The sequence below is a fragment of the Aerococcus sp. 1KP-2016 genome, from assembly GCF_002252085.1.
GTDB lineage: Bacteria > Bacillota > Bacilli > Lactobacillales > Aerococcaceae > Aerococcus.
The window spans coordinates 1-15,339 of sequence record NZ_NEEY01000040.1 but is presented as its reverse complement, the minus strand read 5'-3'; the positions used below and the strand labels follow the sequence as shown (position 1 = coordinate 15,339).

General features: G+C 39.4%; 14 protein-coding genes, 1 rRNA gene and 2 pseudogenes. 2 read left to right on the top strand and 15 right to left on the bottom strand.

The features are described 5' to 3' along the window. Positions 1–253 precede the first annotated feature (253 nt). From B9P78_RS09810 to B9P78_RS07395, 5 genes are all read right to left on the bottom strand, one after another. Positions 254–430: a hypothetical protein gene (locus tag B9P78_RS09810; protein WP_158520585.1), complete on the bottom strand. Its 177-nt coding sequence runs from the start codon at positions 428–430 to the stop codon at positions 254–256. Between the two features lie 127 nt (positions 431–557). Then, a complete protein-coding gene (locus B9P78_RS07410) occupies positions 558–1,937 on the bottom strand; it encodes an L-cystine transporter (protein WP_094518855.1) in 1,380 nt (459 codons plus the stop codon). Between the two features lie 57 nt (positions 1,938–1,994). Continuing rightward, complete coding sequence (locus tag B9P78_RS07405; protein WP_233487783.1) at positions 1,995–2,897, bottom strand: LysR family transcriptional regulator; 903 nt, start codon at positions 2,895–2,897, stop codon at positions 1,995–1,997. 98 nt (positions 2,898–2,995) lie between these two features. Beyond that, a complete protein-coding gene (locus B9P78_RS07400) occupies positions 2,996–4,090 on the bottom strand; it encodes a PLP-dependent transferase (RefSeq protein ID WP_233487782.1) in 1,095 nt (364 codons plus the stop codon). A 238-nt stretch (positions 4,091–4,328) separates the two neighbouring features. Further along, complete coding sequence (locus tag B9P78_RS07395; protein ID WP_094518854.1) at positions 4,329–5,198, bottom strand: VOC family protein; 870 nt, start codon at positions 5,196–5,198, stop codon at positions 4,329–4,331. 267 nt (positions 5,199–5,465) lie between these two features. Here B9P78_RS07395 and B9P78_RS07390 point away from each other — a divergent pair. Next, positions 5,466–6,277: pseudogene (locus tag B9P78_RS07390) on the top strand (ZIP family metal transporter). A 460-nt stretch (positions 6,278–6,737) separates the two neighbouring features. Here B9P78_RS07390 and B9P78_RS10715 read toward each other — a convergent pair. The 5 genes and pseudogenes from B9P78_RS10715 to B9P78_RS07365 form a co-directional block, all read right to left on the bottom strand. Beyond that, positions 6,738–7,654 (bottom strand): annotated as a pseudogene (locus tag B9P78_RS10715) (L-lactate dehydrogenase). Positions 7,655–7,830: 176 nt separating this feature from the next. Continuing rightward, positions 7,831–8,268 carry a universal stress protein gene (locus B9P78_RS07380; RefSeq protein ID WP_233487779.1) on the bottom strand — a complete coding sequence of 146 codons (438 nt, stop codon included), beginning with the start codon at positions 8,266–8,268 and terminating at the stop codon, positions 7,831–7,833. A 42-nt stretch (positions 8,269–8,310) separates the two neighbouring features. Next, entirely contained in the window at positions 8,311–8,742 is a 432-nt protein-coding gene (locus tag B9P78_RS07375) for a universal stress protein (RefSeq protein ID WP_094518852.1), read from the bottom strand. Between the two features lie 154 nt (positions 8,743–8,896). Continuing rightward, complete coding sequence (locus B9P78_RS07370) at positions 8,897–9,985, bottom strand: M42 family metallopeptidase (protein ID WP_094518851.1); 1,089 nt, start codon at positions 9,983–9,985, stop codon at positions 8,897–8,899. Between the two features lie 148 nt (positions 9,986–10,133). Then, entirely contained in the window at positions 10,134–10,424 is a 291-nt protein-coding gene (locus B9P78_RS07365) for a GNAT family N-acetyltransferase (RefSeq protein WP_094518850.1), read from the bottom strand. A gap of 170 nt (positions 10,425–10,594) precedes the next feature. Here B9P78_RS07365 and B9P78_RS07360 point away from each other — a divergent pair, with 170 nt between their 5' ends. After that, positions 10,595–10,975, top strand: coding sequence for a PH domain-containing protein (locus B9P78_RS07360; protein WP_094518849.1), 381 nt, complete (start codon positions 10,595–10,597; stop codon positions 10,973–10,975). Positions 10,976–11,794: 819 nt separating this feature from the next. Here B9P78_RS07360 and pcp read toward each other — a convergent pair. From pcp to rrf, 5 genes are all read right to left on the bottom strand, one after another. Beyond that, a complete protein-coding gene (gene pcp, locus B9P78_RS07345) occupies positions 11,795–12,442 on the bottom strand; it encodes a pyroglutamyl-peptidase I (RefSeq protein WP_094518846.1) in 648 nt (215 codons plus the stop codon). An 11-nt stretch (positions 12,443–12,453) separates the two neighbouring features. Then, positions 12,454–13,371: a DUF979 domain-containing protein gene (locus B9P78_RS07340; RefSeq protein ID WP_094518845.1), complete on the bottom strand. Its 918-nt coding sequence runs from the start codon at positions 13,369–13,371 to the stop codon at positions 12,454–12,456. Position 13,372: 1 nt separating this feature from the next. Next, a complete protein-coding gene (locus B9P78_RS07335; protein WP_094518844.1) occupies positions 13,373–14,053 on the bottom strand; it encodes a DUF969 domain-containing protein in 681 nt (226 codons plus the stop codon). Positions 14,054–14,459: 406 nt separating this feature from the next. Beyond that, positions 14,460–14,954 carry a GNAT family N-acetyltransferase gene (locus B9P78_RS07330; protein ID WP_094518843.1) on the bottom strand — a complete coding sequence of 165 codons (495 nt, stop codon included), beginning with the start codon at positions 14,952–14,954 and terminating at the stop codon, positions 14,460–14,462. Between the two features lie 114 nt (positions 14,955–15,068). Then, positions 15,069–15,184, bottom strand: a 5S ribosomal RNA gene (gene rrf / locus B9P78_RS07325). Between the last annotated feature and the right edge of the window lie 155 nt (positions 15,185–15,339).

Here is a 15,339-nt window from a genome sequence, read left to right as displayed (position 1 = left end):
TTTTGTATGAAAACACAAAATGACATATGAATTTGATGAGGATTGGTGCATATTTTTGCGAGATTGTTTATATCCGATTTTAAATAGATGAAAACTGGAAATTAGAACTGCTTTTGAGTATATTGATGAGAAAAAATGAAAACCAAAACACCCTGAACTTTCCCCCTTCTAAAAATAACGATGTATATGTACAATTATAAACAAGATTGGTTTGCCACCCCCTTTCACTTAAAGAAAAAACCCTAGCAGGACATTATACAATCCTGCTAGGGTTTATTTCATTTATTTGTACGGTTTTGAATCGTGCGCTTTTAAAACCTGCTCCAAGAGGCAGATTTGACTGCGTTTCAGAAAAATCCTTAAATCCCAAAGTACGGGCTTTAAGTTCATTTTCTTCCAACGGTTCAAATCTAAGCGCCTCTTGTCGCACTCTTCGGAAACCTGCTCCAAGAACCAACCCTCTGCCCACTTCAGATTAGCTGGCGATGACTACCGTCATCACGGGCGCAAATCTTCCACTGGTTGAGGGCTGATCGGTTTTTGTCGCACTCTTATTATTATGCTACTTCGATTTGTGCATCCGGGTTATTGAATACTTCTTCGTCTAGCGTACCTAAACGTTTAGAAGTTACCACACCAGCTAGAATAGAGTCGTTTACATTTAAGGCTGTACGTCCCATGTCTACGATTGGTTCGATAGAAACCATTAAACCAATGATTTCAACTGGTAAACCTAATGTACCGAAGACGATTAATGATGCGAATGTTGCACCACCACCAACACCGGCCACACCGAATGATGAAATAACAACAGTGCCAATGATTGTTAACCAAACCATTGGATCAGATAAGTCTAACCCTACTGTTGGTGCAACGATGGCAACCAACATTGTTGGGTAGATACCTGCACAACCATTTTGACCAATAGATAAACCAAATGTTGCAGCAAAGTTAGCTGTAGCATCGTCAACACCTAATGATTCCGTTTGTGTTTCGATATTTAATGGTAAGGCACCACCACTTGAACGAGAAGTGAAGGCAAAGCTCAATACATTACTTGCTTTCTTGAAGTAGTTGATTGGACTGATCTTGAAACCTGCCAAAATAATTGCATGGATAGCAAACATGATGATGATTGCTACATAAGCTGCAACCACAAATGTTGCCATGTTGATTAAGGCTTGGAAACTAGATGATGCTAATGCTTTTACCATCAATGCGAAGATACCATAAGGTGCCATACGCAATACTAACGTTACGATTCTTGAAACGATGACGTCTAAAGTATCGATCATTTTTTTGAAGTAGCTTGCTTCTTCTGGGTGTTTCTTCGCAATACCTAGGTAGGCAACACCTACAAAGGCTGAGAAGATCACTACGGCCAAGTTAGAAGATTGGCGTAACCCGGCTAAGTCTTCAAAAATGTTTGTTGGAACAAATGATAAGATTTGTTGCGGTAATGTTGTATCCGCAATTTCAGCTTGGCGTTCTTGGATATATGCGATACGCGCTGTTTCAGCTGCGCCTTGTGTAAATTGGGCACCATCTAAATTGAATAATAAAGCAATTGCTAAACCTACGAATGATGCGATAGCTACGGTAATAATTAAGATAGATAGGACACTAGCCCCAATTTTACCTAAATTATTTCCACCCTCTACACGAGTAAAGGCACGAACTAATGATACGAAGATCAAAGGTACTACTAACATTTGCAAGAAGCTTACATAACCGTTCCCTACAATGTTGACCCAATCTAAAATTGTTGTCGTTGTACTTGAATCTGAGCCGAATAATAATTGAATAGCAATACCAAATACAATACCAATACCTAAACCAATGAATACACGGTTAGCATATTTCACGTGTTGGCGAGCTAAACGGTTCAAGAATAAAAGTACAAGCACAAATACGACAAGTGTTAATACGACTGCCATTTCTTTTCCCCCAATATAAAAATATAATTTATGCTGGTTCATCACCAGCAACACCGATTACATCAGTAATTGGTCAGCTAATATTTCAATGAAATGCTCGGCTTCAGCACTTAGTTTACGGTATTTATTTTGAATATAAATCATATGGTTGGCCTCAGCATCAACGATAGGGATGGTACGCATCATATCGCGGAAGGGTGAAGTCAAAATACCCGTACCAACTAAGATAGCTTCCGTTTTGACAAGAACATTGATAGAAGTTGCCCGGTCACTAACGTAAACGGTTGCTTGTGTAGACTCTTCAGCCAAGTCAAGGGCTTCTTCAGTTAGTTGGGCTGAAGAACCTTGTGCTTGCTCGAAAGTAACAGATGGGTATGCTAACAAGTCGGCTTGCGTAACAGTTTCCCGGTCTGCTAAGGGGTGGTTAATACCAACGAAAACGTGCGGCTGGAACGTACCCATTTCTGTGTATTGCAACTCATTGTGGTTTAAGTATTGTTTGATTACCTTTTGATTGTAGGCATTCATATACAAAATACCGATTTCTGAGTAGGCATTTTTCACATTTTCCATTACATGCGTTGTTGAAGTTTCCAACAAGCGGTAATGGTGGGTATGTTCTTCATCCGTTGCTAATAAAATCGCAAAGGCTTCAGAAACAAAATCATAATGCTGACTAGAAATAGAAAATAATTTCTTTTGGTTAGCATCTAAATAGCGATTTTCCATGACAGAAACTTGTGACAGCACATCACGGGCGTAAGAAAGGAATTCGCTTCCTTCTTCAGTAATAAAAATCCCCCGTTTTGTACGTTCAAAAATTTGAATGTCATACTCTTCTTCAAGCTCACGAATGGCCGTTGATAAACTTGATTGTGCCATGAAGAGTCGTCTAGCAGCCTCACGGAATGACCCACTATCTGCAACAACAACCGCATACTTTAATTTTTGAAAATTCATGGCGTTCTCATCCTCCCCTTTTAACGACTACACTCACATTTTTAAATGTTACACTAGTCTATCTATTTTTACATTAAATCTGCTCACAAATGCACAAATTATACTTGAAAAGCTTGATTGATATCCGCCACAAGATCTTCGCTATTCTCAATCCCTGTAGAAATACGTAAAATCTTGTTAGTTAGACCATATTTGGCCCGCAATTCAGTCGGAATATCCGCATGCGTTTGCGTCTCTGGATAGGTAATTAAACTCTCAACTCCACCCAAACTTTCTGCAAAGGTAAAAATATGCAACTTGTTCAAAGCATCTTTAATGATTGATTCATCCTTCACCGCAAAGGTCACCATACCTCCACGTCCAGCATAATACACTTTTTCAACTGCATCGTGTGCTTCTAGCGCTGCAACCAATGCCTTGGCGTTCTTTTCATGTTGTTGTAAACGAACAGCCAGTGTTTTCAACCCACGGATAATTAACCAACAGGCAAACGGATCTAACGTAGCACCTGTTGTATTTAATTGGAATGTTAATTTTGTATTGATAGCTTGGCCTTTGCTGACCACTAACCCACCTAACACATCATTATGACCACCGATATATTTGGTCGCAGAATGTAGGACGACGTCTGCCCCATCTTCTAAAGGTCGTTGGATAACTGGCGTATAGAACGTGTTGTCAACTACTACAATTGCGCCCACGGCATGTGCTTTTTCCGAGATTGCTTGAATATCAAATTCTACCATCATTGGGTTTGTTGGGGTTTCAATGAAGACTAATTGTGCACCCTTTTCAATTTCAGCGTATAACTCAGCTTCATTTAAACAGTAAGTAAAGTTGTAGAAGCCTTTTTCTTCTAAATGATGGAAATAACGGTATGATCCACCGTATAAATCTTGTAAGGTCACAACACGGTCACCAGAATCTAATAAACCTTCAATAACTAATTGGATGGCAGCCATACCAGAAGATGTCGCAAAACCTTGTTCGCCGTTTTCCAAAGCAGCAATTGCTTGTTGTAAAACGTCACGAGTTGGGTTAGCTGTCCGCGTATAGTCATAACCAGTAGATTGGCCTAAACCAGGATGTTTGTATGCAGTTGAGAAATATAGCGGTGTGTTAATTGCGCCATAAGATTTGTCGCTACGGTTACCAATTTGTGCCAATACCGTTTCAATATGTTTATCCGTCATGATTATTACCATCCTTTTCGAAATTATGCAAAACCGTAATTATCGCTTTTGCCAATCATACCACTCATTTCTTCGTTCTTATTTTCGAATATATGAACGATAGTGTTAGGTACAGACGAACACGTGAGTAGCCGTAGGGCATAGTATGGCATTTATCAACCAAAAATGACTGAGAAATATTCATTTCCCAGCCATTTTTGGTATATTATTTTTCGTAAAAGATGATTGTTGCCGTTAATTATTTAAAAGCTACGTATACTGTTACGCCATTAGCGTCTTTTGCAGTTACCAAGTTTTCTTCTTCGGCAACGACACGATTATTTGCTTTTAATTTCGCAACGATTTCCTTGTATAAATCTTCGTTGTGGTAAGTTAAAGTATAAGCCGCTAAACCAGTTTGGTCGTCAGCGTAAGGTACCATTCTTTCTGAACCCCAAGTGTTAATCGCTACATGGTGATGGTAGTTAGAATATGACGTGAAGTGAACGTTACCAGGGAAGCCCATTTGTTCTACTAATTGTAATTCATCACGTAAGAAACCAAAGAATTCTTCTACTTTATCAGATGATAAATGTAAGTGACCGATGATTGTTCCATTAGGGAAGAATTTTTTAGGTTCGTCAGATGAACGGCTAGCTAGTACCCCTTCAGCATCCATAGCTTCTGTAACCCCAACAACACCGCCATTAGCGTCATGTGTCCAGCCAGCTGAATCACGGTCTGCGTAAATTTCGATACCATTGTCTTCTGGATCTTGTAAGTATAAAGCTTCTGAATAAGCATGGTCAGATGCACCAGAAAGTGGTGTTCTATTTAAAAGCATACGGTATAAAACATCACCTAGGGCTGCACGACTTGGTAATAACCATGCAGTATGGTATAAACCATTCTTAGGCCCCGTGATTAGTTTGTAATCTTTAGACCCATCTAAGATTAAAAGTGGTGTTTCTTCACCTTTCATACCTAATTCAACAATACCTGGCACTTCTTCATCTTTTAAGATGTGTAGACCAATTGCTTCATTATAGTAGCGTTTCATTTTGTTTAAGTCTTTGACACGGTAAGTAACCGTTGAAATTGTTACGTCATTAAAAAATTGTTTTTCCATTATTTTACCCCTTAATTAAGTTTCGTATGTTTATATCTATATTTATTGTATGGTTTACGTATTTGTTAAATCGCTTACTTTTTGTAAGTTCATAGATAGTATACCCTATTTTACATGTTTGGTAAATACTTCTTGCTCATAATTTATTCTTCTTAATGTTTTTGGTTAACCAAAATATTTTTGTGAAACTTTGCTAAATTTAATGAAATGCTTTGCCAAATGATTTATAATAAGAATGAACAATTAGAAAAAAGGAGTGACTCAAAAATGTTAGATTGGTTTGCAAATGCCAACCCCGTTTTACAAGCCACGCTGGCCGGCGTGTTCACTTGGCTCATGACGACTCTTGGCTCAGCATTAGTATTTTTCTTCAATGATATTAACCGTAGAGTCCTTGATATAATGAATGGTTTTGCCGCTGGTGTTATGATTGCAGCAAGTTTCTGGTCCCTATTAGCCCCCTCAATCGAAGCGTCCGTGGATGCCGGTTGGGGTAGAATGGCCTTCTTTCCTGCCTTAGTTGGTTTCCTTGTCGGTGGTTTATTCTTACGTGGTATTGACTACATTACCCCCCATTTACATATGGGTAAAAACAGGACTGATGCAGAAGGGCCAAAAACTAAATTACCTGCAACAACCCTATTATTCTTAGCCGTGACTATCCATAATATACCCGAGGTTTATCTGTTGGTGTCGGTTTCGGTGCCCAAGAATTAGGCCTATCCTCTTTAGTAAGTGCCATGGTGCTTACAATGGGTATCGGGCTACAAAACTTCCCAGAAGGTGCAGCCTTATCCATGCCCATCCGTGCTGAAGGTGCTAGCAAATGGCGTGCCTTCCAATTAGGACAAGCCTCTGCCTTAGTAGAAATTGTTGGTGCAGCAATTGGTGCGTTACTTGTTTCACAAGTTACCGTTATTTTACCATACGCCCTAGCCTTTGCTGCAGGTGCAATGATCTTCGTCTGTGTTGAACAATTGATTCCAGAATCTCAATCACATGGTAACTCAGATATCGCAACCATCGCCTTGTTAGTTGGTTTCGGTGTCATGATGACATTAGACGTTGCCCTAGGATAACAGCTTGTGACATAGTAATAGCATAGGAAAAGCGATTAGTAGCTAGATTTTAGCCCTAATCGCTTTTTTCATACACATTCCTTACTGCTTCGGTCATTTTTTCAAATATGAAAGCTCATACTTTACTAAACCGGTCATTTTTTCAAATATGAAAGCTCATACTTTACTGTGACCACCAATTTTTCAAATATGAAAGCTCATATTTAACTAAGTCCACCGCTTTTCAAGTACGAAAGCTCATTTTTTACTAAACCCGCCAATTTTTCAAATATGAAAACTCATTCTTTACAAAATCCACCAACTTTTCAAATACGAAAACTCATTCTTTACTACTCCCCCCTATTTGCTAAATCATGAACATGCCTACCGTGATGTTGCATCCCAAATTCCACCAAAAAGATAAAAAAGGATGAAATGAACGCATCCGGCGTCATTTCACCCCCCTCTTATCAATTAAATATTAAAATTTCACGCCCGCATCTTTCATTGCTTCTTGAATGTAGGCAGCTGATTCATGCAACTTAGCTTCTTCCCATTCATTCAAAGCGACTGGAATTCGTTTTTCCACACCATTGATACCAATTACGCATGGCATAGATAGCGCAACATTTCCGTCGTAACCATATTCGCCACGTAAGGTCGTTGAAGCTGGATAGATTGAACGTTCATCTAAGACGACTGCCTTAGCCATTGTAACTGCAGATATTGCAACACCAGCGTTCGTCCAACCTTTCCCGTTGAAAACATCATAGGCCGCTGTTACAACATTGGCTTTAATATCTTCCGGGCTAGATAAATCAACTTTTGGATCACGGTCTAAGTAAGTGTCAAGATCAGCATATGGCACACCTTGAATATTTAAGTGACTTAAACTGGGAAAGCAGTCGCACCGTGTTCACCCATCATGTAGCCCACAACAGATTTAGGGTCAACGTTATAGGCATTGGCGAACACATTACGTAAACGAGCAGAATCGAGCATCGTACCCGTACCGAAAATTTTACCAGCTGGATAGTAGAATTCATTTTCTGCGATGTAAAGAATCGTATCTAATGGATTCGTGATCACAATGATAATTGCTTCACGCGTATGTGCTGTGATATTCCCCATTACGTCACGAATGGTTTGACTCGTAATCTTTGCAAGACTTGCACGGTCTGGCTCAGCAGTTGGATTATCTGGATCAGGGATAATTGAATTTCCAGCTGCGATGATGATCACATCTGCATCATCAGTTTGTTCATAACCACCGTGTGTAACTTTAATGTTATTCATGTAGGTTAAAGCGCGGCCTTGTTCTTGGTCTAAAGCCTCACCACGAGCCACATTTTCCTTGATATCAATCACACCAATTTCACCAAACACGCCAGCTTTCATCGCATCTGCTAATACGTATGAACCTACGTGGCCTACACCGACAACGACAAGTTATTTGTTTTCATAATAGCCTCCATTTTTCTCATGTATTTTTAATTAATTATAACCCAATTTCGCTAAAAATACAGAAAAATCCGAGATGGCATTCAATTCACCCCGGAAAAGCACATCTATACTTATTTCACTACTAACACATGGGCCTTCACATTACGTACGACATATTCAGAAACAGAACCCATCATAGCCCGTTCAATCGCACCTTTACCAGTCGCACCAACGACTACTAAGTCAGCCTTATTGGTATCAGCAAATTCAACAATACCATATCGTGCATCACCCTTAATCACTTCTAGGGTCACATGGGTAAAGCCAAGTTCTTCCGCCTCTTTTTGGTAAGAATCAAGGATTTCCAGCGCATCAACACGCGTTTCTTCATACAACTTGATTGATGCATCCGGATTTGCAAATCTAACAAAATCATCTAAGACATGTAAGACGATTAACTCTGCATCATTTCGTTTCGCAATCGCAACTGCTTCGCGGAATGCACGATAAGATGCGTCAGATCCATCAACCGGTAATACTATTTTCTTGTAGTCTGTGACTGTCATCATAAACCCTCCTCTTTCTTTGGGTATTAAAACTTACGCACACAATTATTTAATCACTAGCACAGGGATTTGAGATAAACGAACGGTGTATTCGGCAACAGAGCCAACAAGCGCACGAGAAACCGCACCCTTACCTGTTGCACCGATTACCACTAATTGGTAATCCCCTTCATTAGCAATCTTAGCAATTTCCCTTCTAGGGTTACCAAAAGTAGTGAAAGTACGAATATCAGTGAACTTTCTATTCTTGCCATACTCAACGTATTTTTCCAGACTTTCTAAGGTACGCAACTTCATCTTTTCCTTATCAGATTCAGAAATTCGAATATCACCAAACACATAATCATCAGTTACAACGGATAGCACATCTACCTTCGCACCAGCTTTTCTCGCAATTTCGACTGCATTTCGAAACGCCTCTTTACTATGCTCAGAATCATCAACCGGTACTAAAATTTGTTTAATGTCTTCTAACATCTCTCGTTCCCTCCCTTGCTCCTTTGTTCACTATTATTATACCACTATATTGAAATCGCTTACGCAAATTACCCTTTTATTTTGTAAATAATTTATATGATAAAAAAACGACACCCAATCGATGTCGTTTTGTCTTTTATATCAAAAATCCCTCTTACAGTGTTTGCAAATCAGTAAACACTAAATCTTCCGCAGTCAGGTCTTTCAAGAAGGCTACAGTTAAATCAACCGTATCTTGGAAATCTTGGTAAGCAGAAATCAAGTAATGTGTATGCGCGTAGCGTGTTGGCATACCCAATGTTGCAACGGGCACCCCGTTATGGGCAGTGTGGATTGAACCCGCATTGGTACCACCACCATCACGAACAGCCTTTTGAATATGGATGCCGGCTTTTTCACCTGCAGCCACAATCATAGCATTGAAATGATCGCTCGCAATGTAGGTAGAATCACGGTACCGCAATTGAGGACCTTGTTTGACACGTCCTTGACCTAATGTCGTTGATTTAGCATAATCGTCCGACGGCGTACCCTCAAAAACAATAGCAGCTTGAGGATTCACACGGCTGCTTGTTACTTTCGCACCACGCAACCCAACCTCTTCTTGTGTGGCAAAGGCACCAACCAAGTTAAACGGCAAAGCCTTGACCGCATCCGGCCCCAATTCATTGAAAACAGCCAGCGTTGCCGCCACACCAAGACGGTTATCAAAAGCTTTACCAATCATCATCCCGTTACGTTCATTCACTTGGAACTTCGTCGCAGGCACCACTGGTTGACCCACTTCAATGCCAAAATCATTGATGACTTCATCACGGCTCGTAGCTCCAATATCCAACTTCAAATCTTCCAAAGCAATCGGTTTTTGGCGTTCAGCAGCCGACATGAAATGAATTGGTTTACTCGTCGCAATCGCTGGTACATAAGAATGATCCTTAGTCCGCACCATAAAAGCCTGAGATTGCGCAGAAGCAGCCGTCCAGCCACCCAAAGCTTGCATCAATAACAAACCATTCTCATCAATCGCTTGCACCATAAAACCCACTTCATCCATATGCGAATCCAGCATAATCGTCGGTTTATTCGGATCCAAGTCCGCAAAATTCAAATACAAATTCTTCATTGCGTCCTCTTGTAGCGTGAAATCACCTTTGTTAGCCTTCACCACCGCAACCACATCATCCTCAAAGCCCGGCGCACCGTAAGCATTGGACAAATCTTCTAATAATTGAATATATTTCATTCTCGCACCTCTTCCATCCTCTAGATGTATTCATTTTAGCGAATTTATTGGCAAAAAGAAAGACATCCCAATCAGGACACCCATCTCACTCCTGCACTCACCCATACAAAAAAAGAGGCTAGGATCTCCCTAACCTCTGCGAAACTACTTATTTATCGGCATTAATGAAATCGTACTTCTCAGGTTCTTCGTTAAATTTACGCACAACATATGGGCATAATGCCTTAATTTGAATGTCTTTTTCATCCGCGAATTCAACTAAACGTGTTAACAATTTTTCCGCAACGCCTTCGCCACGTAATACCGGATCAACCCACGTATGTGTTGCTACGATGATATCTTCCGCTGTTTGTTGGTATTCAATCTCAGCAATACGTTTATCACCTGTCTCATCGAAAATTGCAAAACCGTGGTCTACTTCTTTAATTTCTAAATCCATAATAGTCCCCCTAAGTATGTTTTATATATTAAAGTATCTTTAAATAAAATTATATCAAATTCCTTACAATTTCTCGCCTCATAAGCCTTTGTTTGACTAAAAATTGAACCGGTCGGTATAATGGACATGACAATTAGTAAATACCGCCAAAACACAGAGGAGTGACCAAAATGGGCCTATTTTCAGGATTATTCGGCAATGCATCGGAAGCAGACAAAGAAAAGGTAGCAGCAACCCTAGAAAAAGTATTGATTCCAGGCGAGCAAATTGAACTATCCTATAATATTTTACGAGACTTGGTTGTTTTTACATCATATCGCTTAATTTTAATGGACAAACAAGGCGTAACCGGCAAAAAGCGTGATTTCATGAGTATCCCTTACAAATCAATTTCTCGTTTCTCGGTCGAATCAACTGGTAACTTCGATATCGATGCTGAAGTAAAAATCTTCCTATCAGGCAATGAATATCCAACAATTTCCCTACAATTCAAAGGTGGTGACGTTGTATTTGATGTTCAACGTGCCCTTGCTGCGGCCGTATTATTGTAAGAAAGCTTAAATAAAAACCACAAGGTGTTCCAAGCGTTGCTACCAAACTAGCGGCTTTTAGGCTTGAAACAGTACCTTGTGGTTATTTTTATGGGTAGTTTTATGTAAAACCAGCTATTAACGGCTAGCACCGAGATACCTGTGGATCACCTCCTTAAGGTGGAACAACCTTTGAATGCATCATCCGATTAACAAAGGCAACATGCGTCTTATGTTGTTTATTAGAGATTATACATTTTTTCATTTTATATCTCCTCCTAAGGGTGAAAATCCATAAAAAAATAGCGTCAGACACTAAGGCCTAACGCTATGGTTTTCATGATATTTTTCAATGTTGTCGTTGCAAAAAGTGCAGGCGCAAACACACAAAGGCCTAGTAAATCATTCAATACCTGTGTTGACAGCATATTCCAAGATTTAAACAAGTGATTCATCAATTCATCCCTCACAACTAATGGCAAAGCGTTGAAAATCATCGGCTGTTTGTTGGCTACAATTTTTACACCCTTATCATAGCATGCACGAAATTCCTTTGTCGAATTTTTACGCTGGCAAGTTTCTCCAAAATTTAAGCTACTTAAGCAAATCATAATATTTATAAAACAATTTCATCACAACTTTTGTCAAAACCTTCATGCTTTCTTCAAACGTATCCCCTATTATATAAGCATACCCAATAAAGGATGAGGCGCGGGCGTTTAGACATGTCTGACCAAGCACCTCAACCAAACAAACTTTTCTTCTAAAATCTTTCTCCTCCCAAATGAAAGATAAATACAAAAAACGAGTCGACCTCCCATCGACTCGTTTTTTTCATTGCTAATGCGTTTTGCCACCTATAACCTTTAAATCTTCCTTACCATCAAAATCCACGATAGCAGCAAGTGCCGCTTCGATACCACGAACGATATCATCCAATGCCATTGACGGCGTATTTGGCCGATTCGTCACTTGTTCAGGCAAGAAAGGAATATGCATAAATCCTGCTTTAATTCCTGGATAATCATGATGCGTCATGTATAGCGAATGATACATGATATGGTTGCATACAAAAGTACCCGCTGTGTTTGATACCTCTGCTGGCACGTTCGCCTCTTTCATATAGGTTACCATTGCCTTAATTGGTAACTGACTGAAATAAGCTGATTCTCCATCCTCTTTAATCGGTTCGTCAATCGGTTGTTGTCCATCATTATCTGAAATACGAGCATCATCCTCATTGATTGCCACGCGTTCAGGAGTTAAGGCGAAACGCCCACCTGCTTGCCCAATATTTAATACATAGTCAGGATGGTGTTGCTCAATCGCTGCTTTCTCCACTTCTGCACTCTTATTAAAAATTGTTGGTATTTCCAATTTGATGATTTCCGCACCATGGATCTCATCAGGCAGACGCTTCACAGCCTCTATCGATGGATTAATAATATCATCACCGAACGGATCAAAACCTGTTACTAAAATTTTCATTTAAATACCTCCTAAAATGCCCAAATATACATTAATACAATATGTACAATGATTAGTACAAGCGCGATTGGTGCTTGTTGACGAATCACACCATACTCATCTTTCATTTCTAGTAATGCTACAGGTAAGGCGTTAAAGTTCCCCGCCATTGGTGTTAATAATGTTCCACAGTAACCCGCAGTCATGGCCAAAGCCCCTGCGATTGCTGGATTCGCACCTTGCATAATCACAAATGGAATACCAATTCCAGCTGTGATTACAGTAAATGCCGCAAATGCATTCCCCATGATCATGGTAAAGACTACCATTGCGATGACATACATTGTAGCCCCAATAAAGTGACTACCTTCAGGCACTAAATTACCAAAAATCGAAGTAACAATGTCACCCACACCTGCATTCACAAAAATGACCCCTAATGCTGCAAGTAACTGTGGTAAGATTGCGGTTGCCCCTACCTGTTGCACATTACGATTAGACTCAAATAATACTTCTTGAATCGGTGCCCTAAACAATATGATGGCTACAATCAAGGCTACAATCGCACCAATACCGATCGCAGAAGCACCAGATAAAGGTACAAATTGTGCCAATACTAAAGCAGTTAAAGCCATCACGATAACAGGAATAAAAATTTTATTACCAAAACGGTTGGCTCCAGCTTCAGCCTTCGCTTCATCCTGTTCAAAATGACCGGTAGCAAATTGTTTGAACAAAGTAATTAATGCCAAAAGGAACACTAACATACCCGCTACAATCGCAGGTAACCATTTACCAAATGCAAATAATATAGCTAAGTCCAACCAAAAGGTAGCCGTTCCAATTCTTTTTTCTTGATTAGATTGAATTACCTTTACGGCAGTATAGGCAAACTGGAGGCCAATAATAATATAGAAAATCTCTAATACGGTTGCAAAAAATTGTTCCATCTTATTTACCTCCTTTTTGGTATTTGTGATTCAATCTTTTATCAAAACTATAATTATAAATTGCTGTAATCACAAATGTAATGATTGCTACTGGAATAGACGCACGTGCTACTTCTACAGCCAACACTTCATAACCTAAAGACTCAAGTGTTCCCGAAATGAGTAACGTTCCAGCACTGGCCACAAAAGTATTTTGTGCGTAAAAGTTCCCAATATTTTCCACAGATGCTGACTGAGCTTTAATCTTCTCCTTCGATGCATCATCGATTTCACCATTCTTCGCAATTGCAGCAGCTTCAGCCATCGGTTGCACCAATGGACGAACAAATTGTGGATGGCCACCAATACGAATAGATAGGAAACCTGCTAATTCACGTAAGAAAAGATACAGTGTTAAGAAAGAACCTGTTGTCATTCCCTTCATCTTATTAATTAGACGAACAGCTTGATGTTTCAACCCATACGTTTCCGCCAAGCCAATCATCGGTAACGTCAAAATAAAAATAGTGACTAGTCTATTTTTGACAAAACCTTCACCTAACATCACTAAAAATTCAGAAATCGAGATTCCTGAAACTAATGCTGTAACCAACCCTGCTAAGACAACAACTGCGATTGTGTCTAGCTTCATTGCAAAACCAACAATAATAATTAAAATACCAATCAGTGGTAAGTATGACATTTCATCACTTCCTTTTCTTTTGATATAACTATTTTATTATACTTTCTGCAATGAACATAGGCTTTTTTCCATAAAACGCTTATTTTTAATATGAATTTCAAATAAGAGGCTGGGACAAAAGGCCTCTAAAAAGGCGTACACAATTCTTAATAAGAGTTGTGTACGCCTTTTACTTTGAAAAAAATTTTATAAATTTTGATTGAAATATATCATTGGAACAGGTTAAAGGACTGAAAGTGTAGTTCCTTAGCCGTGGAAGAGGATGAAATCGAGACCTTGGCTCGATTTCAAACTGAAAGACCTTGGCTTTCAATGGTCCCACGGCTCACAAGGAACGTACACTGTAAGGACGAAAAATCTATGATTTTAATCTTTTGTCCCAGCCTCTTCATTATATTTATGTATATTATTTTAAAGATTTCACCATAAACACATCCATAGTCGTATGATCACCTTCAAACAAAGGTTTTTCAATGCGTTCAAATCCAAATTTTTCATATAAATAAATTGCTGCTTCCAACGTATGGAAAGTTTCTAAATACAAATAATCATAGCCAAAATCTTGTGCATAGAAAATTACCTGATTCATAAATTCTTTACTCAAACCTAATCCTCGAGCATTGGCATTCAAATACAATTTCTGTACTTCAGCTACTTTACCTAGCGTATTCTCAGGGAAATCTATTGGTGCAATACCAATACCTCCTGAGAGTCCAATATCGCTCGTTACAACCCAATACTGACCACCATCTATACCTGTATAGTAATCATATAAAAAGTCCAATTGTGGGTCAAAATATGCCGTTCCTGGCTGGTCTAAATGATTCTCCGCTAATACATCACGAATGATCTTTCCTATAACAAGGTTATCTTCTTTTGTAATTGGTCGAATATAAAACATTAAACTCTTCCCCTCATTTACATTTCTTCTAGTATAAGCTAGATTTTAAAGCAAAGACATCCTATAAAATGAAGACACAAAAAAACCAGCGGCTAACCGCTGGTTTTTACACTTGCATGGCGACGTCCTAGTCTCACAGGGGGAAACCCCCAACTACATTCGGCGCTAAGAAGCTTAACTTCTGTGTTCGAGATGGGAACAGGTGTGACCTTCTTGCCATCGTCACCACACAATATCTTCGTGTGTATATGAGCTTTGTTCGCTCAAAACTGAATCTGTAAGTCGTTAACCGTATTCCATCATACAATCTTAATATCCATTGGATAAGTCCTCGACCGATTAGTACTAGTCCGCTCCATACATCGCTGCACTTCCACTTCTAGCC